The 24,478-nt window shown below is 32.3% G+C and carries 18 protein-coding genes; 2 read left to right on the forward strand and 16 right to left on the reverse strand.

Translation table 11 applies throughout. The annotated features are described in order from the left end of the window. Window positions 1-2: 2 nt before the first annotated feature. The 16 genes from WHA43_RS00975 to WHA43_RS01050 form a co-directional block, all read right to left on the reverse strand. Window positions 3-503 (reverse strand): hypothetical protein, encoded by a 501-nt coding sequence (locus WHA43_RS00975; RefSeq protein ID WP_105045312.1) that lies wholly within the window; start codon window positions 501-503, stop codon window positions 3-5. Between the two features lie 155 nt (window positions 504-658). Then, window positions 659-1,348, reverse strand: coding sequence for a hypothetical protein (locus WHA43_RS00980; RefSeq protein WP_146104879.1), 690 nt, complete (start codon window positions 1,346-1,348; stop codon window positions 659-661). 189 nt (window positions 1,349-1,537) lie between these two features. After that, window positions 1,538-2,068, reverse strand: a complete 531-nt coding sequence (locus tag WHA43_RS00985; RefSeq protein ID WP_105045314.1) for an STM3941 family protein — start codon at window positions 2,066-2,068, stop codon at window positions 1,538-1,540. Window positions 2,069-2,270: 202 nt separating this feature from the next. Beyond that, window positions 2,271-2,957, reverse strand: coding sequence for a T9SS type A sorting domain-containing protein (locus tag WHA43_RS00990; protein ID WP_105045315.1), 687 nt, complete (start codon window positions 2,955-2,957; stop codon window positions 2,271-2,273). 162 nt (window positions 2,958-3,119) lie between these two features. Continuing rightward, window positions 3,120-3,650, reverse strand: coding sequence for a hypothetical protein (locus WHA43_RS00995; protein WP_105045316.1), 531 nt, complete (start codon window positions 3,648-3,650; stop codon window positions 3,120-3,122). A gap of 283 nt (window positions 3,651-3,933) precedes the next feature. Further along, complete coding sequence (locus tag WHA43_RS01000) at window positions 3,934-4,239, reverse strand: hypothetical protein (protein WP_105045317.1); 306 nt, start codon at window positions 4,237-4,239, stop codon at window positions 3,934-3,936. 10 nt (window positions 4,240-4,249) lie between these two features. Beyond that, a complete protein-coding gene (locus WHA43_RS01005; RefSeq protein ID WP_105045318.1) occupies window positions 4,250-7,015 on the reverse strand; it encodes an N-6 DNA methylase in 2,766 nt (921 codons plus the stop codon). 14 nt (window positions 7,016-7,029) lie between these two features. Continuing rightward, window positions 7,030-7,887 (reverse strand): DNA-methyltransferase, encoded by an 858-nt coding sequence (locus WHA43_RS01010; RefSeq protein WP_226742927.1) that lies wholly within the window; start codon window positions 7,885-7,887, stop codon window positions 7,030-7,032. 63 nt (window positions 7,888-7,950) lie between these two features. Continuing rightward, window positions 7,951-8,277, reverse strand: coding sequence for a helix-turn-helix domain-containing protein (locus tag WHA43_RS01015; RefSeq protein WP_105045320.1), 327 nt, complete (start codon window positions 8,275-8,277; stop codon window positions 7,951-7,953). A gap of 336 nt (window positions 8,278-8,613) precedes the next feature. Then, window positions 8,614-9,690, reverse strand: a complete 1,077-nt coding sequence (locus WHA43_RS01020; protein ID WP_105045321.1) for a DUF418 domain-containing protein — start codon at window positions 9,688-9,690, stop codon at window positions 8,614-8,616. Further along, the gene (locus WHA43_RS01025; RefSeq protein WP_105045322.1) at window positions 9,687-10,064 is read right to left on the reverse strand and encodes a hypothetical protein; all 378 of its coding nucleotides are present in this window, start codon (window positions 10,062-10,064) and stop codon (window positions 9,687-9,689) included. The genes WHA43_RS01020 and WHA43_RS01025 overlap by 4 nt, the downstream gene beginning before the upstream one ends. A gap of 264 nt (window positions 10,065-10,328) precedes the next feature. Beyond that, window positions 10,329-10,646, reverse strand: coding sequence for a hypothetical protein (locus WHA43_RS01030; protein ID WP_105045323.1), 318 nt, complete (start codon window positions 10,644-10,646; stop codon window positions 10,329-10,331). A gap of 54 nt (window positions 10,647-10,700) precedes the next feature. Beyond that, window positions 10,701-11,864, reverse strand: coding sequence for a tyrosine-type recombinase/integrase (locus WHA43_RS01035; RefSeq protein WP_226742928.1), 1,164 nt, complete (start codon window positions 11,862-11,864; stop codon window positions 10,701-10,703). A gap of 285 nt (window positions 11,865-12,149) precedes the next feature. Next, window positions 12,150-13,145: a PorP/SprF family type IX secretion system membrane protein gene (locus tag WHA43_RS01040; protein WP_105045325.1), complete on the reverse strand. Its 996-nt coding sequence runs from the start codon at window positions 13,143-13,145 to the stop codon at window positions 12,150-12,152. Window positions 13,146-13,147: 2 nt separating this feature from the next. After that, window positions 13,148-21,847 (reverse strand): PKD domain-containing protein, encoded by an 8,700-nt coding sequence (locus WHA43_RS01045; protein ID WP_340828369.1) that lies wholly within the window; start codon window positions 21,845-21,847, stop codon window positions 13,148-13,150. 157 nt (window positions 21,848-22,004) lie between these two features. Next, window positions 22,005-22,760 (reverse strand): hypothetical protein, encoded by a 756-nt coding sequence (locus WHA43_RS01050; RefSeq protein ID WP_105045327.1) that lies wholly within the window; start codon window positions 22,758-22,760, stop codon window positions 22,005-22,007. Window positions 22,761-22,888: 128 nt separating this feature from the next. Here WHA43_RS01050 and WHA43_RS01055 point away from each other — a divergent pair, with 128 nt between their 5' ends. Both WHA43_RS01055 and WHA43_RS01060 read left to right on the forward strand, forming a co-directional pair. Continuing rightward, window positions 22,889-23,434: a hypothetical protein gene (locus WHA43_RS01055; protein WP_340828371.1), complete on the forward strand. Its 546-nt coding sequence runs from the start codon at window positions 22,889-22,891 to the stop codon at window positions 23,432-23,434. 2 nt (window positions 23,435-23,436) lie between these two features. Beyond that, window positions 23,437-24,339, forward strand: coding sequence for an IS3 family transposase (locus tag WHA43_RS01060; RefSeq protein ID WP_340828373.1), 903 nt, complete (start codon window positions 23,437-23,439; stop codon window positions 24,337-24,339). Window positions 24,340-24,478 lie beyond the last annotated feature (139 nt).

Consider the following 24,478-nt stretch of genomic DNA (forward strand, 5'->3'; position numbering starts at 1 on the left):
AATTAACGATAATTAAAACCATAAACTTCCTGTAATTTATGATTCATAATATTGTCAGATGGAAAAACTTTCCATTTTATGTTTTCATTTTTTGATTTCAAGAATTTTATAAATTCCACATATTCATTTGAGTCTGCAACACTCAAAAATTTTAATTTCTTAATGCTCCCATTTAGTTTGAATTCAATTTTGTTTCTTGTTGGGTTTTTGGTAGTTGAAATATATTCAACAGTTAGTAATTCAGCATAGTCAATTTCAATTTTATTACTGTTGTAAACATATTCAATTCTTATTTTTTCTTTCTCAAATATTATTTCAAAAACTTTTTTTCTTTGATATAAAACTAGCCAAATACTCAATAAAATACTTCCAATTATGATTAAGATTTGAATTCCAATTTTTTCAATTGAAATGCCTAAGAAGATTCCAATTCCTAAAATCATTAAAGAAGCTAAAATAGATTCAAAAAAAGCAAAAGATGAAGATGAACTGTATTTTTTCATTCCGTTAATTACCTACAACGTGTTTGTACAAGATTAGTTGCTGTGTTTAAGTAATAAATTTACTAAATAATTACTGACAAAGAAAATCCGCGAGGATTTTCGTAAGTAAGCCAAAAGCAAGCAATTAATTTTGTACGGTGTTGGGTAACGTATTATTAATTCCTTTCTACAAAATCTTTTATAATTTTACAATTATCAACTAAATAGGTTGTCAAATCTTTCATAAATATTAAAGAACCTTCTTCAAATGACAAGTCATATATTTTCAACATTTTCTCAATATTTTTAGAACTTTCAGAAACGATTACATTTGATAGGTCTTTCTCGCTAAAATTTTCAGGCTTATTTTTTGATAAAACTTTACAAGCATTTATTCCATTAGTTTCAATGAAATCTCTTTTTTTCTTGTTTCTTTTTCTTTCCTTCTTACTCAATGATTTATTAATATCTAAAGAAAGTTCAATGATTAAATTTTCTTTAAGATGATTTAATTCTTCTTCATTAGGCTTTGTGTTTTTATAATATATTTCTAAAGCGTGACAAGTTTCAAACGCAGTAATTTTACTCAAATTATTTTTAATTCCAATAGTGGAAATTACTTGAGCAATTTCCTTAGGGTTTAATTTTTCATTAAGATTAGAAACAATTAAAATTCCTTCACTAAATTCAAAAGTTTCTTTTGTATATAACTTTCGAGAGGAAATTATTTTAAACCTAACTGTCTTCTGCAATTCAACTTCCGTTTCAATTTCATCGAAATCATTCACACAGTTGTATTCAGATTTATTCTGTGAAAAAATTCCGGATGAATAAGTTAAAAATATTAAAGCTAGCAATTTTTTCATAAATTTTCTTTCATATGTTACCCAACGTGTTTGTGTTATGAAAAGTTGCGTATTTGACAACGAGGAATTTCCAACGGAAATTCTGAAGTTGGCAAAGAAGCAACAACTTTTGGGTAAGCTAAAAATAGCAATTTTTTATACACGGTGTTGTACGTAGTTTTTTTAAAATGAAAATTAATTTTTAGTTTTTTATGTGTCAATTCCTTTCGGAAATCTTTTGTTTACCTCTTTTACTAATTCCATAAATGTACAATTTAGAAATGAAGAATGTATAAAATGACCTGTTCCAAATGTTGATATGTTTAACTTATGAGCAAGATAATCAAAACCTCTTTTTTTTCCGAATTCATTTTTTTTTAGAAAAAAACCAAGATAAAGATTTTGATTGTATTTGATTAATCTAATACTTTCAATTTCATTCCATTTAAGATTTTTTTTATTTGAGAAGAAAAAATCGTTATAAATTCCTTCATTATTAATTTTCACATAACCTTTTTTAAGAATTAATTTGAACATTACAATTATTGAAAAACTAATTACTATATATCCAAAAATTGAGAACATTAAAACATAGATTTCTGATGGCATTCTCCACCATATGTGTTCACTTGGACTTATGTAAAAAAGTGTTAATGGGTAATAAAAAGCAATTAAAGGTAAAACTAAAAGTATTCTAAAAATGTCATTTTTTTTATTTTTATAATAGTACTTTGTGCTCATTAAAAGTTTATTAATTTTTTGTTGTAATACGCAATTTTAAAATTACGTACAACGTTTATGTATAAAGAAAGTTGCGGTTTTGACAACGAGGAATTTCCGAAGGAAATTCAGAAGTTGGCAAAAATGCAACTACCTTTGGTGAAGCTAAAAATAAGCAATTTTTTTTATACGGTGTTAGCCACTGGCTTTTAAATTCAAAATTCTATTTTTTTAATATTTTTCTGTTTTGTATTCCAAATTCCGAATAAATTTTCATCATATAAATTCCAGCAGATAAATTAGAAATATCTATAGATTCAAACTTACTTTTAATAATTCTCATAGTTTGCCCAAAAGAATTTAAAAATTCAATTTTCGTAATAGAGGTATTTTTTGATTTAATGTAAATAATTGAATTTGTTGGATTTGGATAAATTTCAATTTTATTTAAATCAAAATCTTTTATATTTAGTTTGAAGTTTTTAAAAACAGCTTCCCCAAAAACAGCTGTTGATAAATTTAAAACTAAACCATCATTTTCTGAAGTTATTTGGTAACCAATAGCATATTCCATAAAATTAAAATATTCTGTTTCAAATGATTTATGAATTTGAATTCCACATTCATTAGTTAAATTTGAAAATTGGTCAGTACTTAAAGTGTTATTCGAGAATATGAATGTTCCATTGAATGAATTACAAGCTCCTATTCCACTAAAAGTTAAATCTTCGACAATTGTTAGTGAAGGTGTTATATTGGGATTTATCTCGGAAACTATATATGGACTTGGACTACCATCACTTGCCATAACTGAATATAAATACCAAGTTTGAAATAATTCAGGATTTGGCTCTTGTCCGAAACAGTTAATAGAATAAATTATTGAAATTAATATTAATAAATGTTTCATTATTTTTCTTTTTTTAGCTTGTGGCTAACGGTTTTGTGTATGATTAGTGGCGTGTTTAAGCACCTAATTTAGCAAATAAAAATCGAATAGAAAATCCGCGAGGATTTTCGTAAGTAGGCGATAACCAAGCCATTAATTATACACGGTGTTGGCAATAGTTTTTTATTTTTTTCCATAAATGTCCGTAAACTTATAATTGTTACTTGGACTCCATAAAATTATTAAATGAGCACCTTCTCTTTTTTCAATTCCATTCATTATTAAACTTCCCGATTTAGAAAGTCCGAATTCATATTTTCGGATTTCATAATCTCCAAAAATCCAAGGAATTCCGTGTAATCTAAAGTTCTTGTTTCGCAAAAGTAAGAATCCGTCATTTTGCAATTTGTATTTCACGATTTTTGAATCAATTTCCATTTGGTTTTGTAAAAATGAAAATCGAATTTCTTTGTCATTTAGAACTTCTATTTTTACTTCGGAAATTGTGTCTTTTAATTTTAAAGATGTCAATCTTCCTGAAAGAGTGAGATGTATGTATTTTTCTGAATTTTCTGCAAAATTGCTGTAAATTCCATTTAATTTCGCAATATTTTTTTCCGTTATATGTTGTAGGTCTTCTGATTCAATTTTTGGAAGTGATGCACAATTTATAAATAGAAGACAAATTCCGATTATTGTCAATTTTTTCATCATTTCGTTTAGAGTTCGAGTCTGTTTTTAAATTATTGCCAACGTTTCGCGTGTATGAGAAGTAGCGGATTAAAAAGCACTTCACTATCAGTTTGGCACTGACTTTTATTAAAAGCACCGACCTTTGATTTAACACTAAACCCGCTATTTCTTATACACGCTGTTGTGCGTTCGGTGTTCTTTTTCGGTCGTCTGTCAGCGTTGGCAAAGACATACTCTTTTGCAATTTTGGGCTTGCGAGTTGGCTGGTGCGAATTGCAAATGTGTATGACTTTTGGCGTTGGCATTACTTTTTTCTTTCCTTATAGATTTGTCTTAATTCTGAAATTTCCTTCAGTTCATCATTGATTTTTATTTTCCAAAATTTCCACCCATTAACACTTAAGTTAACTAATGCCCTTGCTGCACCACTCGGAAATGGATAAAGTTTCTGACTCCCGTCAATTTTCAAGTCAATAAAACCGTCCGAATTTATCTTTGCCGTTTTAGTAGGATTAGTGTCAGAATATAAAACTGTTCCATTTTCAATAATTCCTTCGTCTAAAAGCATTTTTAACGTTATTTCAGTCAGGTCATTTGTCTTTGCCTCCATTTTCAAATAATTAGATATTCTTAACTGCAAATCTTATATTGTATAGATCCAATAAGGATGATTTTATCGCTTCAAAGTGTTCATCAATTCCGAATGCTTCCAATAGAACTTTTTCAAAATTCACTCTGTCTGCTTGCTCAATTTCTTGCTTTAAAGGCAATCTATTTCTATTGGCAATTGGTTGAAAAGCATTTATAATTCTTTGTTTTTGGTCGTTAGATAAAAGCTGGAAATTCAAAAGTTTAAAATCTCGTTCAAATTTTGTTGCTCTCAAATCAAGTGCACCTAAACCTCTTCCAAAACCAAAACTCTCAATGAAAAACATACTTAAAACGCTATTCAATAAGGCAAGCAATAAAATTCTGTTTTCATTTTGAAAATCTTCTTTTAGCGAAAGACCAATCATTCTTTGGTCAATGAATGAACGATTCTCAAAGGTTGCAATAAATAAACTTCTATCGTAATTTACATTGGCGACAAAGTCAGCCATATTTTCGGTTTTCATTTCATACCATAACATATTTGCTTTGCGCAAAGATTGAGTAAGCGGAACGCCTGTTTCATTGTTTTGATTTTCAAAATTTCTAATCCATTGCAAAGCACCTGAATGATTGAGTTGCTCTAATTCTGCAATACTTCTTGAACAACAAAATGCTTCTCCATCTGCTGAACAATAAAGTCCTGATGTTCCTCTTAGGTTTTTCAGAACTGGTCTTATGTATTCCGCTTCAATGTTATGACCAAATGCAGGATAAAATAAGGCATTCCAACCTCTTCTTTCGCCACGAGTAAAATTGAAAAACTGATTGCAATCAATTAGTTTTTCTGAAACTTCTGTAAGCCAATTAAGATTTGCAAAGTAACCGCACCAAGGAACACCAATAGTTTCAAAGTTGGCTATCTCATTGACTGAATAATTCTGAATAGCTACAATTTCATTTTCTGTTTCTAACAAAATATTTTCACTCAATTGTTTGATGTCAGGTATTTCATTTATGCTTTCTTTTAGGGTGCAAAATGAAATTGTTCTGTTTTGGTCTATTGGAGTATTTGGGTTTCGCTTTTTTGCAATTAGAAAAGTAGTCACTACATCTGCGTTGTCAAACCATTTTCCTTTTCCTGAAATTACAACAGTTTCAATGTCATAGAATTTTTGAATAAGCTCTAAGAAAATTTCTCCGTAATCAGTTCCCAACCAAGCATTAGAAAGTATAAGCCCAATTTTTCCGTTTTCAGAAAGTAGCTGATGTAAATAAAAGGGGATGTAAGCGAAAATATCACTTTTGCCACTTAATGATTTTGTGGTGTAAGCTTCTTCTTCAATGAAACTGTTTATTTCTGTGATGTTCGGGTTTAAAACCTGAATTTCTTTACTCTTGATAAAAGGTAAGTTTGAAACAACATAATCAATGGTAGGAAAAAGCTTTACAATATCGTTTCCATTGTTCGGGTCTTTGAAAGTTACATTCTGCCCTGTTACTAATTCAATCACATCCTTTCTGAAAATGTTTAACACTTTGCCGATGTTATTTGGCTTAGCCAAAGTAAGTGTAGATAATTGAATAGGGAAAGAATGTTTGTCTGATGCCCAAATGCTGTTTATTATTTCGTCTTGGTTAAACTCGTATTCTTCTTTGAGCAAATATGCTTGATTGATTATTGTTCCTGTTCCACAACAAGGGTCAATTACAACTCCTTCTTTGTCTTCAACGGTTAACCTCACTAATAAATCTGCTAATTTTTTAGGTGTTGCGAATTGTCCTGCAACCTTTCGTTTTGCAGATACTATCGAAGATTGGAGTAAATTATGGAGGATTTCTATTTCAATTCCTGCAATGTTGATTGATGAAAGAAACTGATTTAACTGGATAATCTGTTTCCAAGCAGAAGTTGAAATGAACTCAATTGCAAGGTTATCGCTGAAAATGTTCCAAAAATTACAATGCTCGGATATTGAGGCAATTATTTCCTTCGCTTGCTCAACCGAGGTTTCATTGTTTATTGATTCTATTGCTCTTGCTTCATTAAAATGCCTTTTCAGAACATTTGCGAAGATAATTTTAAAAACCCAATCTGTTAATATTACTTTTGAAATAGTAGGTAATTTATTTGAAGCGTCTTTTACTGCTGATGGATTATAACCATATTCAGTTGCAGAGGATAACCACCAATTATTTATTTTGGCTTCAAGTCTTGAGTTTCTCCTAAAATTAGCTCTTATATTTTCTGCTGTCGAGGATATATTTTCGAGAATAACATCAATGATTGCATCAACAGCTAAAATTTCTGAAGAAACTTCATCTGATATTTCTCCTGATTCAAAATAGCCGTTTAAGTCTGAAAGTATGGTATGTAGTAATGACTTCCAAAGAGATTCTTTTGGTTTTACTTCTGTTCGTTTATTAATGTCAATGTCATTCCAAGTTTTTAAAATTGCGAATGAATCTCCTTGTTTAGAATAAAGAACGGCACTCTTTACATTCCACAGAATAAAACTGTCTCTTTGTAAAATTTTGGCTTTTTTGATTGCATTGACAATGAGTTCAGCATCATTAATTGGTGTGTCAGGCATTTTCAATTCCCAACCTTGTAAAATGATATTTCTTGTTTGGTCTTTGAAAATCAACACATCAGGAAATAGACTTGACTTTTCGTTGCTTATGGTACTTTCACCACCTGCACTTTTAAAGTGCCAACTCTTATTTGCAAGGTGTAAGCCTATTTCACTTATTACGTCTATTGCCCAACTTCTTTCGTTGTATGTAACTTTTGCCATTTCAGGTAATTCAATTAATAAATTGCTGGACTTGCTTTTGCCTTTCCGTTTTTGTAATTAAGTGTATGATATTTTGCAATTGGCTCATTGAATAATCTTAAAGTTGATTCTTCAATTTCCTTGCGTTTAAGTGTTTCTTGAATTCTGTCAGTGCAAATTTTTATGTAATCAACTGGCTTAACTTTATGTAGCAGAACATCTTCATTCTTTTCAATCCCAATAAATTGTCTGTTTTCAAGAATTGCAGAAAGTAGGAAACTACCACTACCACAAGCATTGTCAAGAACAACATCTCCTGGTTTTGTGAAGGTCTTTATAAGGTATCTTCCTAATTCAATTGGTTTTTGTGTCGGATGCAAAACAGGCCCTTCGGATTCCGCTGTTTTCACATATACAAAATCGTCAATGGGTTGTTCTTCATAGCAAACAACATCATTCGGGTATCTCTCACCATTGCTTTTTACGTGTTTTGGTTTAAAATCTCCGTAACTACCTGTAAATTGGTCTTTTCTAATACCTTTGTCGTATGCCTCTCCGTTCGTCATCTGAGGATTGTATGATGGTTGTTTTTTATAAAAAAGACAGATGTCCTCGTGTTTACGAAGTGGCTGTTTTTTTGCATTAAGGAAATTTGTTGATTTTGACTTAATCCAAACAATTTTGTATTTAAACAATTTTTCGTTGCTCATAATTAACTTAGCTGTAAAAAGTCCTTGTGAGGTCAAGGCTATTGCTCCATTATCTTTGATGATTCTCTCATAATGTTCCCACAGTTGGTCTAAATCAATCACGGAATCCCATTTGTTTTGTGTTGTTCCGTATGGTAAATCACAAAGAATCATATCTATTGACTTGCTTGGTATGTTTTTCATAACCTCTAAGCAGTCGCCTTGAATAACTTTGTTAATATATTGGTCTATTGATTTTGCCATTTTTTAAAATTTTAAATTTCCCTGTTTAAACTTAGACAACCTGTAATATTTTGCCTTTTCCTCTGCCAATGTCAACAATTCTGTTGAGTCTGGAACTCGGTAAATCATTTCAGCGATTTTTTCGCTGTAAAACTCCTTTTCAAGAGAAGTAATGTCAAGCTTGAAAACTTTAGCAAGTTTAGGAAGTATTTCCTCTGGAACATTGCGTTTTTTATTTTCAATCTTGGAAAGTGTTGATTGGTCTATATCAAGTGCTGCAGCAAGTTTTGTTAGCGTTAAGCCTTTCTCAACCCGCAAATTGTGAATGTATTCTCCAAATGTTTCTTTCATTACCTTGAATATTTTGCCTTGACAATTTTGTCAAAAATACTAATATTTATCTACAATCAGAATTCTTGAGAAGTTTTTTTTAGCTACGGATTATGTCAGAGCGGTGGCAAAAAATGGCTCTTTTGGTTTTTTTAGCGTTGGCTCGTGTGTCGGCAAAAACCAAATGTGCCATTTGCGGGTCGGCTTTTACACTGACGCACAACGGTTAGTATATGAAAAGTAGGCGATTACGAAGAACGTCAGTTTCGGCTAAGCACAAAGTTTGATACGAGCTTTGAAGCTCAAATTTAGCACTGTCTCGCCTATTTTTTATATACATTGTTGTAGCCAGTTTTTCTATCGGATTATTTTTTTCATTATCCATTCTACAGGTCCATTTTCTCTACTTTTCAGCCAATAAGTTGCAAAGAATACACATAAAACACTAAAAATTAAAGCATACGCAACTGAAAATTCTATTGGATAATTCCCCATTTTTTCTGGGTTAATTGCTTCAATAAGTCCCATACCAATTATTACGTGTGCAACATAAAAAGTTAGAGCTAATTGTCCCGTTTTATTTAGAGCCAAAAGTATTTTGTTTGTTGAAAATCTTTTTCCGATAATGATACAAGCTGATATTATTAATACGGAAATTGCAATACCATTAAACATATAAATTGGTAATGGTGGCATTGGGTTTGTTCCAATAATTTCTGATAATTCACTTGCTATTTGTTCGTTTCCTTCTGATAAAAATGAAATTGACACGTGTGATAAAATTTGAATTACAACAAAAGTAATTGAACTAACCAAAAATGCTTTTTTGATAAATCGGTCACTTTTCAAGTCTTGTTTGCCAAACCAAAAACCAAAAAGCATAAAAGCTGTCCAAGGTATTACTGGGTGAAAACCATTGAAGAATAGATTTCTAAAAAATCCATTAACTGTCCAAAAATCGAGATAATCTAAAGTGTCAAAATTCCAACCTGTTTCGTAATTCCAAAAGCCAATTAATAATGGATAAAACAGTATTAATGCAATTGCCGAAATTAAAATAGTTTTTTCATTGCTTTTTAGTAGAAGCAAAATAGCAAGCATATAAATTCCATAAAAATGCAAAATGTCCGCTGGCCAAATTACTATATATGAAAGACCAACAATGAATAGGAACAATGCTCTTTTTGCAATTCTTATCCGAGCAGTTTTTAATTTTTGGCTGTCATTATTTTTCAATGCAGAATTTGTCATTAAAGCAAGTCCAACGCCTGCTAAAACCACAAAAGTTGCTGCTGCCTTTCCATCAAAAGCACTTGCAAATGATTTAACCCAACTCAATCCATTTTCGCCAAACACGATTTTAAAATTAACGATTATCATTCCGATAACTGCTAATGCTCTTGCTATATCAATTCCGATTATTCTTTCTTTCATTTTTCTGCCAGAAATTTAAGTTTTATACTGTCTTCATTGTCTTTTAATAAAAGAATGAGTTCATTCTTTGTCACTTTAATTATTCCAAATATTATTGGTTTGTTTGATTTGCTATCGCATAAATGAAGTGATTTATTTTTTAAATCCCATTTCCAAGTTCCGTTTTCCAATTTTCCTTCATCAACACTAATAAATGTTCCATCTTCTATAAAATTCAAATAGTCATTTTTTTCTGTCTCTTCGGGAGAAAAGGTAATTCCCCAATAAATATATCCTTCCAAATTCCATTTTTTACAGAAATCAAGTTTAGATTGACTTTTTGCATTTATACTTAAAGCTAAAATCGTTATTGTAATTGTAAATATCCTGTTCATTCTTAAAATTGGCTACAACGTGTTTGTGCATGGTTTGGTGCGTAAATTAAGAAATAAAACTAATAAATAAAAACAAGATTATGAGTAAACAAAAATTTTCCAAAGTGGCTAAAAGTAGCACTAAATTATGCACGGTGTTGGGCAACGTTTTTTATAAAATCAAGGTTAAATATTATTTCCTTAAAGTAAAGTTACACCTTAAATTCAAAAGAAATGGAATACAAGTTCCTGTTTCTTTCTCAGAAAAACAACTTAAAGAATTAACTAAGGTTTAAAATCATTTGGATTGATTGATTCTATTTTTTCTCCATTCATAAAAAGTTTAATTTCTGATGGACTCCAAGCCACAGCTATTTTGTTAAGTCCTTTTTCAGGTAAAATATTAGTTTTGAAAATTAAAAATTCATCATCAGTTCCAACAAAAATTTTAACACTTAAAGTCTGACCTATGGAAGTAATAATTCCTTTATTGTCGTCAATTTCAAAATCTACCCAATTTATAAAATTAGGTTCTTTAAATGCTTTTGGATTTTCTTCAGTATCGAATGAAAAGAATACTGTTCCTTCTTTGTTTATTTTCATAGGTTTATTTTTTAAATGTTGCCCAACTGGTTATATCAAGAACAAAATTCTTTTTTATATCGGATTATTTCCGGATAATAGGAAGTTTTGTTCATCTTTTGTATTTCGGCTTAAAGTTAATAAAATTGTATCTAACGGACTCTTAATTTCTAATAAATCTTTTTTTGCAACATGAGTATAAATCATGGTAGTCTCTGGTTTAGCATGCCCTAACAACTCTTGTATATGTCGCAAACCAACACCATTCTCCAATAAATGAGTAGCATAACTATGACGCAATGTATGTGGCGTTACTTTTTTCGAAATCTTTGCCAAAGCAACACTTTTCTCTAAAAATTTACGAATACTACTTTCAGAATATCGCTCTCCCTCAGGTCCTTCAATAAAATAAACTTTTGGTACATAGGTCGTTAAATAATTCATTAATAAAGGTAAAAACGAACTTGCCAATACAACAAACCTGTCTTTTCTCCCTTTGCCACTCACTACTTTTACTTGCCTACGCTCAACATCAATATTTTTTAATTGCAAACTGGTAATTTCCCCAATGCGCAATCCAGACGAATACAACAATACAATAATTGCGCGATGCTTTAAATTTTTTGTAACCTGTACAATCCGTAAAACTTCTTCTTGAGACAATACATTGGGCAATATTCTCGATTTTTTAGGACGCTCTAATTGCAAATCATTGATTTTTGTATGAGGATAAAAAACAGTAAAAACCTTCAATGCACTAATAAACTGTCTTTGCGAACTAATAGAATACTTTCTGGGGATAAAAACCTTTTCAATAAAAACTTCTACAGATCTATTGGTAAGTTCTTCTAAAGCTGTTTCTGTATGAAAATTCACAAAATCTGCCACAAAAAAAGTATACGTCTGTATCGTACTTTCACTATACCTTTTGCCTTTCAAATACAAGTAAAAATTATTCAATAACGTTCGTTGAGCCTCTGTTAAATTGCGCCTAAAAACCTCATTAGTGCCAATTTTTGATATATCTACAGTAGCAACATCCTTAAAAATAGCAATAATCGAAGCCAAATTCTCTTTCGTATCAGCTACATGCCATACACGCAAGGTTTTGCTCCAAGTAGCTCCATCAATTTGCCGAACATGTTGAATCAGTAAAGAATCGTAAGGAAAACGAATCAAAAGCCTCGGATTTTTCTTATAAACCGCTTGCTCTAAAACAATAGTGGGTAGATTTTTCAATAGCATTCTTTTTAAATAGCATTGAAATATACAAAATAAATGCTTACAAAATCGTAATACATTAACTAATTTTTAAAACTTTCTCGTTCATAAATAAGCATCTAAAAAAAACAAGCAAACACAAAAAATAGCAATTTTTCTAGTATGTAAAAAAAGCAGCGCAGCAAAAAAAAAGTACAGCGCAGCAATTTTGTAAAGACTTTTGCAGAGGGGATTATTTTAAAATAATAACATAAATGTATACATCAATAGAAATAATAATTTCTTATTTATTAAGAATGAAATTTAAAAATAAGAAACACATTTATAACGATCTAGTAGTCTTATATTAACTTCAAAATCATATCCAACAGAAAACTCATGAATACCCCCAGTATTGATAATTTTAGAAGTATTAAAATCATACGAATAACCAAATCGAAAACCTTGCCATTTGATTCCAACAAAACTACTAATAGATGAAATAAATGGATTTTCATCAACATTTTTCATTGGATTAGTTGCTGCAACAATACCAAATGAAAACTGGTCATCAAAAATATATTGCATACCAATATCCAATCTATTTGTTGAGCCTTGCATCATAAAATTAGATAAAAAATAAATCTTACTTTTATTGGTAAACCAAGTTGGGTTATTTTCTAAAATAGGTAAATAATATTTGGTGTGTATTGATAAAAAAACATCCAAAGGAACATTACCATTAGCAGTTAATGAAATATTTGGTTTGTTAAGGTGTCTTAAAGTAATACCAATCCAAGAATCATCATTATTGAATAGAATAGAGGAACTAAAATCAAAAAAACTTCTTCGGTTTTGAAGCAAAACAGGATCAATACTTGATGTGTTGATGATGTTACTATTTGCGTTAATTTGATCCTCTAAAAGAATATTTTGAAATCCATAACTTTTCATTCCGAAACCTGCAGAAATGCTAGGTCTAAAAAACCACGAATCGCTAATTTGAAATGCCACGGAATAGTTCAAATTTATTTTATTGAAATTATAATTTGATCCACTTTCTTCATGATTGATAAAAGAAAAACCTAACCCAGACCTATAACCTTCGAACCACGTATCAAAATATACATAATTTGAGTTGATTTTCAATCCATAATTGCGCCATTGCGATCTATGTAATGTTCCTACTTTAGATGATTTTGTTGCGCCTGTAAATGAAGAGCTCAAGGTTTCTGGTACAAGAAAATTTTGTGAAAAAATAACATCTTGCGCATTTGTAACACCTACAGTAAATAAAAAGACTATAATAATTTTTTTCATTTTTATTTAATTAAGGTGATTGAAGTATTCGCTGAGATTTCTTTTCCATAAAAGGTTGTTCCTTTTACAATCATAACATAGTTTCCATTTTCTGCGGGTTTGCCTTTTACATTTCCGTCCCAACCATTAAGAGTGGTCGTTCCTTTTTCTGTATAAACAAGTGTTCCCCAAATATCAAAAATACTCATCTCAATGGATGAAAATCCTAAAAATGAAGGACGTATGGTTTCATTAAAACCATCTCCATTTGGTGTAAATGCATTCGGATTAATTAATGTATATCCAAGGGTAATTTTCAAAATCCTTTCAATAAAATAAGTACATCCTGCTTCATATTCAACAGTCAATCTCACCGTAAATTCGCCCGTATTATCATAAGTATAAATTGGATTCTCTTCGTTTGACGTTGGCTTTCCATCACCAAAATCCCAAATAACTTTGGTAAAATTTCCTGTTGATGTATTTGTAAACTGAATAGGATCTTCAACCGATAAAAAATTATAAGTGTTTTGTGAAAAAGCACTAAATTGAAAATCTGGTGTTCCTATACTAGGCACAGATACTGCAAATGATTTTTGAATTGTGCATCCTTGATTATCTGTTATCAAAAGTGTATAAGAACCATTTTGCGATGTTGTCATAATGCTATTATCAGTAGTAGAGACAGTGCCATCTGACCAAGTATAAGTATATGGTAAAAAACCACCGGTAACTTTAGCTTTCGTTTGCTGACTAACTATTTTTGTTTCGCAATTAGTTAAAAGAATTGTTTCAAATTCAATTTGCAAAGGTTCTTGTCTAAAAATAGAAAATTGTCTTGTAGTTTTACAACCATTTGAGTCTGTGATTTCAACAGCATAATTTCCCGCAGCTAAATTACTAACATTGGCTGTCGTTTGTCCATTGCTCCATTTATAAAAATAAGGAGCTGTTCCTCCAGCTACTATTAAGTCAATACTACCACTATCTATAACGTCACATTCAGTAGCATCCACAACTGTGCTTGAAACAACTAAAGCAGGTGGTTCTGTAAAAATAAAAGTTTGTTCAATTGGGCACTGTTTTGGGTCGCTATCTTTAATTAAAACTCGATAGATTCCTGCGCCTAAATTATTTCTTTCAATTCCTGCAGATGGGTCATCATCCCACAATACTGTAAATGGAGCAATTCCACCAGTTAGATTTAATTTTATACTTCCATCTTTTTCTCCATTACAAGAAATAGGCGTTACAATAGGATCTATAAAAAATATGGGCTGATTAATATCAATAGTCACTTTACTTTCGCAATTATTTGCATCTGTAATAGTTGCAATATAAGTACCTGCAGAAAGGTTATTCAAAGAAAATCCATTGGCTAGGTTGCTCCATTGTATTTGATATGGAGCTACGCCTCCTGTAACCGAAATGGCAATACTTCCATCAGTTTCTCCATAACAAGAAACATCATTTTTGGTGACTATTGGTTCAATTTTAGTAGCCTCAGTTACACTAAAAGTAGCATTGGTAACACATCCTTGTTGGTCTGTAACTTTAACTAAATAATTTCCTGCAATAAGATTTGCAATATTTTTATTAAAACTTGTAAATCCATTTGGACCCGTCCAAGCATATTGATAATCAAAAATACCAGTAGAAATTTCAAAAGGAGTTCCTCCAATGACATTGATAGAGATACTTCCTGTTGCTTCTCCAAAACATAACACATTTTCAATATTTTGAGCACTGATTTCAAGACCATCAGGTTCTGTTAAGACAAAATCTAAAGTGGTACTGCAATTATTTTTATCAATAACTTCTAAAGTATAATTTCCAGCTGTAAGTCCATTTTGAGAATTTGTATTTTGTACCAAACCACTACCATTCAAAGTAGTCCAATTGTAGGTGTATGGAGTAGTTCCGCCTGTTACAGTAACCTTAATTGATCCATCATTTCCTTGAAAACAAGATATGTTTTTGGTGGAATCTGTATTGATAATAAGATTATCTGGTTGAGTAATAGTGAAATTTCGAGTGATAAAATAACCTTCCTTATCTTCAATTCGTAAAGTATAACTTCCTGCCACTAAATTAAATATACTAGAGTCTGTTGATAAAAATCCATTAGGTCCAGTCCAATTAATCAGGTAAGGTTTCCCAGTTTCAAAGGGAATTCCTCCTGTAATATTGGTAGTGATAGAAGCATCATTAGAGTTAAAGCAACTATTATTTGTTATCACTTCATTAGGGGTTATTGTTGGATTTACTACTACTTCAAGTGTAAAATCAGATCCTTTACACTTATCTGTAAATGGTGAAATAGTATAAGTTACCCTTGCAGGAGTTGTGCCTGTATTCTCTAAAGTCTGACTGATGATATTTTGGCCAGAAATTGCATTAGAACTTCCAATAATACTTCCTGCTGGATTTATAGAACTTACAATCCAAGTATATTGTGTATTGTTTGGAACTATATTTCCATTGAGTATTGAAGGATTATAAGTAAAAGTTTCACTACTGTAAATAGTTATACTATCATTAGCAATCACAGGAATTTGATTTACAATTACAGCAGCAACATCAGAAACTATTTTTGAGCAACCACCGTCTGTAAAATTGATTTCAACATAATAGTAGATTGTTCCGATTGCATTTGTTGGAGGTATATATGAGGTATTGGTTGCTCCTATAATAGCAGTTCCTCCAGTGTTAGAATTAACTGAATTTAAGAACCATTGATGAGTTGCAATACCAACACCGTTTTGGTAAGCAACTTCAAGTGTTGTAGCGTTATCACCCAAACAAACCTCCGAAGATTGAGGTTGGGTTGTTACAATGGGCGCTTCGTTAATTTTCACTGTAGCAACACTACTTGTTACACTACAACCCGAATCCGATTGAGAAATAATCACATAATAATATTGAGTTCCAATGGTTGTAGAAGAGGGAGTGTATGAGCTATTGGTTGCACCCACAATAGCAGTACCTCCAATGGTTGAATTGGTGTTATTTCGATACCATTGATAGGTTTTATTAGAAGCAGTTCCACCACTAGCAACGACACTTAAATCAGCAGGAATTGCATTTTGACACAATTCTTGCGAAGCCAAAGGTTGTGCATCAATGATTGGGTCAGGGATGACGTTTACTTGATAAACATTGCTATTAGCACTATTACATCCATTACCACTTAAAGAAACAGTAGCATAATAGAAAAAACTACCATCTGTGTTGAAAGGGGCAGGAGTATATTTAGCATTGGTAGCCCCAGCAATGGCAGTTCCACCAGAATTTGAGTTAATAGTATTCGAAAACCATTGATATGAAGGTGTTCCAGTTCCCCCTGTAAAAGTAACTTCAAATTCAGCGGCAGTTCCGCCTATACAAATAGATTGATTTGTAGCAACAGAATCGATAGTTAATTGAGGAGTAACAGTAACAGTAGCAACATCAGAAACAATTTTATCACATCCCCCAGAGTCGAAAGAAATCTCAACATAATAATAGTTAGTTCCCACAGTATCAGTTGGAGGGTCATAGCTACTTGCAGTAGCACCATCAATACTTGTTCCTCCAGAGGCAACATTAGTAGTATTAACAAACCATTGATAAGCAGGAGTTCCTGTGCCTTTTTCATAAACCACCTCCAAAAGAGTAGCATCACCATCCAAACAAACCTCCGAAGATTGAGGTTGGGTTGTTACAATGGGCGCTTCGTTAATTTTCACTGTAGCAACACTACTTGTTACACTACAACCCGAATCCGATTGAGAAATAATCACATAATAATATTGAGTTCCAATGGTTGTAGAAGAGGGAGTGTATGAGCTATTGGTTGCACCCACAATAGCAGTACCTCCAATGGTTGAATTGGTGTTATTTCGATACCATTGATAGGTTTTATTAGAAGCAGTTCCACCACTAGCAACGACACTTAAATCAGCAGGAATTGCATTTTGACACAATTCTTGCGAAGCCAAAGGTTGTGCATCAATGATTGGGTCAGGGATGACGTTTACTTGATAAACATTGCTATTAGCACTATTACATCCATTACCACTTAAAGAAACAGTAGCATAATAGAAAAAACTACCATCTGTGTTGAAAGGGGCAGGAGTATATTTAGCATTGGTAGCCCCAGCAATGGCAGTTCCACCAGAATTTGAGTTAATAGTATTCGAAAACCATTGATATGAAGGTGTTCCAGTTCCCCCTGTAAAAGTAACTTCAAATTCAGCGGCAGTTCCGCCTATACAAATAGATTGATTTGTAGCAACAGAATCGATAGTTAATTGAGGAGTAACAGTAACAGTAGCAACATCAGAAACAATTTTATCACATCCCCCAGAGTCGAAAGAAATCTCAACATAATAATAGTTAGTTCCCACAGTATCAGTTGGAGGGTCATAGCTACTTGCAGTAGCACCATCAATACTTGTTCCTCCAGAGGCAACATTAGTAGTATTAACAAACCATTGATAAGCAGGAGTTCCTGTGCCTTTTTCATAAACCACCTCCAAAAGAGTAGCATCACCATCCAAACAAACCTCCGAAGATTGAGGTTGGGTTGTTACAATGGGCGCTTCGTTAATTTTCACTGTAGCAACACTACTTGTTACACTACAACCCGAATCCGATTGAGAAATAATCACATAATAATATTGAGTTCCAATGGTTGTAGAAGAGGGAGTGTATGAGCTATTGGTTGCACCCACAATAGCAGTACCTCCAATGGTTGAATTGGTGTTATTTCGATACCATTGATAGGTTTTATTAGAAGCAGTTCCACCACTAGCAACGACACTTAAATCAGCAGGAATTGCATTTTGACACAATTCTTGCGAAGCCAAAGGTTGTGCATCAATGATTGGGTCAGGGATGACGTTTACTTGATAAACATTGCTATTAGCACTATTACATCCATTACCACTTAAAGAAACAGTAGCATAATAGAAAAAACTACCATCTGTGTTGAAAGGGGCAGGAGTATATTTAGCATTGGTAGCCCCAGCAATGGCAGTTCCACCAGAATTTGAGTTAATAGTATTCGAAAACCATTGATATGAAGGTGTTCCAGTTCCCCCTGTAAAAGTAACTTCAAATTCAGCGGCAGTTCCGCCTATACAAATAGATTGATTTGTAGCAACAGAATCGATAGTTAATTGAGGAGTAACAGTAACAGTAGCAACATCAGAAACAATTTTATCACATCCCCCAGAGTCGAAAGAAATCTCAACATAATAATAGTTAGTTCCCACAGTATCAGTTGGAGGGTCATAGCTACTTGCAGTAGCACCATCAATACTTGTTCCTCCAGAGGCAACATTAGTAGTATTAACAAACCATTGATAAGCAGGAGTTCCTGTGCCTTTTTCATAAACCACCTCCAAAAGAGTAGCATCACCATCCAAACAAACCTCCGAAGATTGAGGTTGGGTTGTTACAATGGGCGCTTCGTTAATTTTCACTGTAGCAACACTACTTGTTACACTACAACCCGAATCCGATTGAGAAATAATCACATAATAATATTGAGTTCCAATGGTTGTAGAAGAGGGAGTGTATGAGCTATTGGTTGCACCCACAATAGCAGTACCTCCAATGGTTGAATTGGTGTTATTTCGATACCATTGATAGGTTTTATTAGAAGCAGTTCCGCCACTAGCAACGACACTTAAATCAGTAGGAATTGCATTTTGACACAATTCTTGCGAAGCCAAAGGTTGTGCATCAATGATTGCGTCAGGGATGACGTTTACTTGATAAACATTGCTATTAGCACTAGTACATCCATTACCACTTAAAGAAACAGTAGCATAATAGAAAAAACTACCATCTGTGTTGAAAGGGGCAGGAGTATATTTAGCATTGGTAGCCCCAGCAATGGCAGTTCCGCCAGAATTTGAGTTAATAGTATTCGAAAACCATTGATACGAAGGTGTTCCAGTTCCCCCTGTAAAAGTAACTTCAAATTCAGCGGCAGTTCCCCCTACACAAATAGATTGATTTGTAGCAACAGAATCGATAGTTAATTGAGGAGTAACAGTAACAGTAGCAACATCAGAAACTATTTTATCACATCCCCCAGAGGTAAAAGAAATCTCAACATAATAATAGTTAGTTCCTACAGTATCTGTTGGAGGGTCATAGCTACTAGCAGTAGCACCATCAATACTTGTTCCTCCAGAGGCAACATTAGTGGTATTCACAAACCATTGATAAGCAGGCGTTCCTGCTCTTCGAGTGTAATCTATTTCTAGAGTAGTGGCAATACCATTTAAGCAGACTTCAGATGATTGTGGTTGCTTAGAGATAATAGGATTTGGATAAACAGTTATAACAAAATCTACAGGATCACCGACGCATGAATTTAAAGTAGGTGTTACTCTATAGGTTATTGTCTCTTTATTATTTCCATTGTCATCGTTTATAAGGGTTTGTGATGGTATTGAGTTTGTATTCCCATTTGGTATAAAACCAACTATATTTCCATTAGTAATTGCAACCCAACTATAAACAGTTTCAGGATTATTTGAGTTGAAAATAATTTCGTTTGTATTTTCTCCTGAACAAATTTCTTGAATTAAATCAGTATTATTGATTGTAGGTGTTTCAAAAACTTCAAATGTTTGAGTTGCTGTATTTGAAACTCCACACTCATTAGTAACCTCTAGACTAATAGTATAAATTCCAGGAGTGTTAAACACAATCTCTCCAGGATTTAATGATGTTGAGCTAGCAGGTATTCCACCAGGAAAAGTCCATTTATAAATAACTCCATCAGGGTTTTGAGTGCAATTCTCAATAACTGCAGTCGGATTTATTTTAGAATTTTCACAAAAATCACTAATTGGATTAATAGTTGTAATAGGAGGTTTCTTTACAGTAATAACTTTACTGGTAAATTTATCACCACATTCTGTTGAAATTTTTCTTGTTATGGTATATATTCCTGCTTTTTTAAATAAGAATTTAGGGTTTTCAGAGGTTTTATCCGAACTATCAATAAATTCCCAATCAGAAGCTGTTTCACAATTTGCTGCTTGATAACTTATTGTCCAGTCATAAGTCGGAGCACTGCATAATTGTGATAAATCTGTAGTATTGGTAGTGTTTAATTGAAATGGAATACATCCTTCAAGAGCGTTTACATCAAAACTTGGAGTAATTTCGGGTTCTATACAGATTTCTTTTGTAAAAGAACTAATACCACATTTAGTATTGATAGATAAGGTAACATCATACGTACCCGGAACCGTATATAAATGTTGTATGTTATTAATTGTATTTACAGAAAAAAATTTTTTAATAGTGCCATCTCCAAAATTCCAGGTGACATCAGCATTTTTAATACATCCGGATTCTTCTCCTAAAATTGAATTATTTTGAAATATAATATTAGTATTGACACAAGTTTTTTCAATAGAAGAAAATTCAGCTTTAGATGATTCTAAAATAACAATATTATCAACTGTAAAAGTCGTAGTATCGCAAGCGTTTTGTACTGCTAATGTAGCTATAAATTCACCATTTACTTCATTACAACTTCCTTTTAAATACTTGTGTGTAATTTTATTATTATTTTGTATTTCATCTTGTGTATATGTCTCTTTTGGTGTTCCATCTCCAAAATCAATTGTATAAGTTGTATCAAATGAATTTAACTCATAATTTGTAATTGGAAAGGTTAGTTCTGAATTTACCAAACATAAATTACTCGTATTTCCAGGACTTGCCAAACCACCTGCAGGATTACTTACGTTTTTTACTTCATAAGTAACTTCATTTTCACATCCATTAGAACCTAATCCTTTAATTTTCAATTTATAAACGCCTATGTTTAAATAGGTATGTTTAGCCGGAAAACTAGCTGATATTGTTGTGTTTCCATCTCCCCAATCAATAAAAAAGGAATCTAAACAGCTACTTGTAGAGATATTTTCTACAGATATTTCATAAGTTGAACTTGATGCTGATGCATTATCGCAATTACTAAAAATATCACTTCTAGTTAGTTCGTCTCTAAACTTAATATCAGGTCTTTCTAACACTCTAACAACTTGTGAAGTAGTATTTATACATCCATTAGCGTCAGTTACAGTTAATTTTACAGTGAAATTTCGAGTACCACAGCCTAGTAAGTCATTATAAATAGTTGTTGGGTTTTTAAGTGTTGATGTCTTTCCATCACCAAAATCCCATAAATAAGATAAAGTGTCACTTTCTAATACATTCGAATTAAATTCAACAGTTTCCCCACTGCAAGAATTATCATTGGTAATAGTAAAAGTAGCATCTGGTGGGGCATTTACGTTTATGGTGGTTTGTTCATCTAAAACAACTGGTGCATCACCACTATTATCAGTAATTTTTATCAACTTGTAAACAAAAACACCAGCAGTATTTTTTGCATCAAAATTTAAAGATACTGTTTTTGCTTCACCAATAGTAAGAATATCAGTTTCTGCCCCTCCATTAATTTGATAAGTAAAAGTGTAGGGAGGTATCCCATCAATTGCTTCAAAAGTAATTAAGGTGCTTTCATTGATGCAAACCTCACTTTTTTCTGCTTTAATTGTAGCGCTTAAACTGTAAAAATGATTTAAAAGTGTGGTAAGCCTTACAATTCCATAAGCGTTAAGTAAAATAACACTTACCGCTAGAAAAGTTAAAATTTGTGTTTTTTTTGTGATAACTTTTCTGAGTTTCTTTTTAAACTTCATGCTGTAGTAAGCAATCCTTTTCTAATAAAATACGAATTCATACATTAAAAATTATTGGAGAGGGATTTAATTTTTAAATAGTTAATAATTTGTTAAAACGCAAATGTAATAAAGATTCTATCAAATAGCTTTTTTTTGTGATAGTTATTATTTTTATTTATGAACACACCTCCATAACCAGCAACCCAATACTTTCTTTAGCATTCAATAAGTAGAATGATGACTCCTGTTGCTGATAATAACGCACACCCAACAAACAAATATGAAAAGGCAGGGTAGAGGCTATTGGGGTTTCAAGAGGTACATCAAATGAACCAGTATCCGTAGACAAAGGCAAAACCAAAGCAGCTGCTTGAGATAATTGTGTTGCAAATCCATCAAAATCAATAGCCAACACTCCATACTGCAAAGAAATATGGGTAGCTCCCTTTGGCGCTTTTACAGAGGATAATGATAACTGTCGCAAATGCAATCCATACGTTGCTGCATCAATGCTAAAATCAAAAGGCTTTTGGTTCGCAAAAGCACAATCGGGTGTAAAAGCAAATTTTTTAAATAACTGTTTGCCTTCAACACGAGCCAAACCTTCACTTACTTTTCGTTGACCTCTAATATTCAAAGTATCCAAAGATTTTAGTTGTGCAAACAAGGGCATCAAATGCCGATGAAAATTCGCAAAAGGACTTCCATCGGTTAACGAAAGAATCGCATTCCGAAAAACACGGTTTGCGCTTGAGCTATGCCCAAATTCACTACCATTTTCACGAACACGTTGCATAGTTGGACTCGTTTTAATCGTTTTTCCGTTAAAACCACCACCTGCTTTGCGCACCACAGGCGTACCATTCAGTTGATAAAAATTCAACCCACCAATAGTGCCTTTTAGCGCTATAATACCTTTTTGCCTTGCCATAGTTAAATTACAATTTTACAGCAAAATACAACAAAAATTCTAAAGTTTACTAAAAGTCAATTCAAAGCCCATGTAAACAGCATGCAAAGTGTCTTGTCCTAAAATAGCTATACACAAAACCAGTGTATATGAAACACGAAGAACAAGAGATTTATTCAAATCGCGAGAACAAACAAAGTCGTTATGACAAGCGTTTAATTTTAAAGATTGTACAAGAAGTTGAAAATGGATTGCCTAGAAAAGAGGCTAACCGGATTTATGATTTAGGAAAGAATTCAATAAGTTCCTGGATGCGCGAGTATGGCTCTTCCACATATCAAGAAACTATCAAACGAAGAAGCTATACAAAGCTTCAAAAGCGTACCATTGTAAATGCTATAGAACAAGGCAGATTCACTTTAAAAGAGGCTAAAACTGCCTATAATATAAAGACAGAAAAAATAATTCGTGGCTGGATTCTACAGTTTAAATCAGAAAAAGTCGAGATTTGTACTGCAAATACTTCTGCAATGACTCAAGATAGATCATCTTCAAATGAAATAGAGAAAGAAGCTCTGCAAAAAGCTTTACAAGAAGCAGAGCTTAAAATTAAAGCCCTGAACACGCTCATTGATGTGGCTGAAGAACAACTCAAAATTGAGATTAGAAAAAAGTCTGGTGCCAAACAGTCTTAAGAATGAAACAAGACTTTCCTAAGTTAGGAATAGCTGTTTTATGTCGATTGTTTGGCAAAACAAGGCATGCCTATTACGATTGTTTATGGCGAAAAGAAAGTAGTTTAGTCAAAGAAGATATCATCCTTCAGGAAGTGCTTAACATTAGGAAACACTTACCAAGGCTAGGAACAAGAAAATTACATTATGTATTGCAAAACAATTTGATGTCACATCAAATAAGCTTTGGTAGGGATTATTTATTTGATTTATTGTCAGAACATAAACTGTTAATCCGCCAAAGAAAAAGAAAAGCGATAACAACTGATTCTAGGCATTGGATGAGAAAGTATAGTAATCTAATAAAAGAGGTTGATATAACAAGACCAGAGCAAGTTTGGGTTAGTGATATTACTTATATTCGATTACCCAACCAATGGGGCTATTTAAGTTTGATAACAGATGCTTATTCTAGAAAAATAATGGGCTATAGTTTTCGTCAGGACTTAGCAGCAGAAGGGTGTATTAATGCATTAAAAATGGCTCTCAGTAACAGATTATATGATAAATCAATCATACATCATTCAGATAGAGGCTCACAGTATTGTTCCCATAACTATGTTGATTTATTACTAAAAAACAACATCAGTATTAGCATGACCGAAAATGGAGATCCATATGAAAATGCATTGGCAGAAAGAGTAAATGGAATCATTAAAACAGAGTTTAATCTTTACGCTAGTTCCTTAGGTTTTGAACAAACAGGGTCTCAAGTTAACAAAAGTATAAAGTCTTATAATGAATTAAGACCTCATGCAAGTTGTGATTATTTAACTCCGAATCAAGCACATTTGCAATCAGAGAAATTAAACAAACGATGGAAAAAATATTATAAAAATTTTAATCATGAAAAAACAGATGTATAGTTCGTTTAGGATTAAAATTTATATTTGTATAACTATAATAGGATTTATTTAATAACCTGTATAGTTATTTTAGGACGGGTCAAAGTATAGGATCAAAGCAGGTTATAGCATAGTTATAGCGTAGTTATAGCGTACTCTA

It is taken from the genome of Polaribacter gangjinensis, from assembly GCF_038024125.1.
GTDB classification, from domain to species: Bacteria; Bacteroidota; Bacteroidia; order Flavobacteriales; family Flavobacteriaceae; genus Polaribacter; species Polaribacter gangjinensis.